Origin of the sequence: Mesorhizobium sp. M0698 (assembly GCF_040320455.1) — a bacterium.
Classification (GTDB): Bacteria; Pseudomonadota; Alphaproteobacteria; order Rhizobiales; family Rhizobiaceae; genus Mesorhizobium.
On sequence record NZ_JAMYPQ010000075.1, the window covers coordinates 1 to 1482 of the forward strand.

Annotated in this window: 1 protein-coding gene; it reads right to left on the bottom strand. The window is 60.8% G+C overall.

Going from position 1 to position 1482, the window contains the following annotated elements:
• Window positions 1-306: 306 nt before the first annotated feature.
• On the bottom strand, window positions 307-1338 hold the full coding sequence (locus NKI16_RS33965; protein ID WP_352542900.1) for an IS110 family RNA-guided transposase: 1032 nt from the start codon (window positions 1336-1338) through the stop codon (window positions 307-309).
• Window positions 1339-1482: the final 144 nt, after the last annotated feature.

The following is a 1482-nucleotide window of genomic DNA, read 5'->3' on the forward strand; positions in this document are numbered from 1 at the left end:
AGCGGGTCGTCTAATCGCTCGACCGTCAAGGGGGTGAGTGCAAGGCCGTCGTCCTTTCTGTCGATTCTCGTTCGTCCGAATGCCGGGTACAGGGTCGTCTACGCGGTCGACGCGATGATCGCCGCAGGATGAGTTTCGCAGGTGAGATCTTCCTATGTTCGTTACGCAATCTGCTAAACGAGGCAGTTGCTTCCCGCTTCGCGGAATGATCTCAGCCACGTCCCGGCAGGGACGACTCGGTGCGTCCTGTAAGAACGCTATCGGTGGAATGGCCTGAAGAATGGTCGTAGCTAAACGTCTGCAGGATCAGACAGCGGCGGGTTTTCCTCCGTGCGGATCGAACAACTCGCCCGTCCGGAGCATCGCATGCATGATGACTGCCAGCTTGCGCGCCAGGGCCACGGCCGCTCGCTTGAAGCCGAGCCGATCTTTCAGCTCCAACGCCCAGGTTCGCAGGATGCTGGTATCCGTCGACCGGTTCAGGATGACCGCGGCCGCCTCATATAGCAGTCCGCGCAACTGACTGTCGCCACGGCGCGAGATATGACCATCATTATCGACCTCGCCGGACTGGTAGCGCCTCGGGGTCAGGCCCACCCATGCGCCCACGGCGCGCGAGTTCCTGAAGTTGGCCGGATCCTCCACCGCTGCGGCAAAGGCGGTGGCTGTGACGGTGCCTACACCGGGCACTGACATGAGCAGACGGCAATGCTGGTCGTTACGCGCCATCGCTGCCAGCTGCTTGCTCAGCTCTGCGATTTGGTATCGGATACCACTCCATGCCTGCAGCATTGGCACAACAATGCGCGCCAGCTTTTCTTCACCCCGCAGAAGGTCGCGAACGTTGCGTTCGAACACGCTTCCGGCGCCCTTGGGCACGACAAGGCCGAACGTCTTCATCAATCCACGGATTTGATTGGATATCTGCAAACGCATCTTAAGAAGTTGGCGCCGCGCGGTGATCAGCGTGCGGATCAGCATGCTGTCGAAACCTTTGACGCGGACCTCTCGGTAGAAGCCGACCTCGGCCAGATGTGCCAGGCCATCGGCATCGTTCGCATCGGTCTTGTTCGCGGCCATGTCGAGCGCGGCTTTGGCATGCCGCGCGTCGATGCAGATCACCGGCAGGCCCTCTGCCGTCAACGCATGGTAGAACCACACCGACAGCGGCCCCGTTTCGAACACAACCCGCCGGACATGCGGTGCGCGCTTGCGGATCACCGCCGCAAGCAGTTGCGGATCGGATGCGCACTTGCCCCGCCAAATCCTCTTACCGTTCTGCCGGATCGATATTGCCGTCTCTTTCATGGATACGTCGAGGCCGATATAGTGTTCCATGGCTGTCCTCCGTTCGGTGGCTGGGCCCGGTGTCGATCGAGAGCCCGTTCTTCATCCTATCGGAGGACAGCCAGCCGGCCAGATGTTCGAACATCGCCGCCACATCTCAGGTGGCCACCGCTTCCGCGATTACTTCATGTTCGT

Coding starts and splice junctions, on each gene's coding strand:
- NKI16_RS33965 (WP_352542900.1), bottom strand. CDS start 1,338: ATGGAACACTATATCGGCCTCGACGTATCCATGAAAGAGACGGCAATA.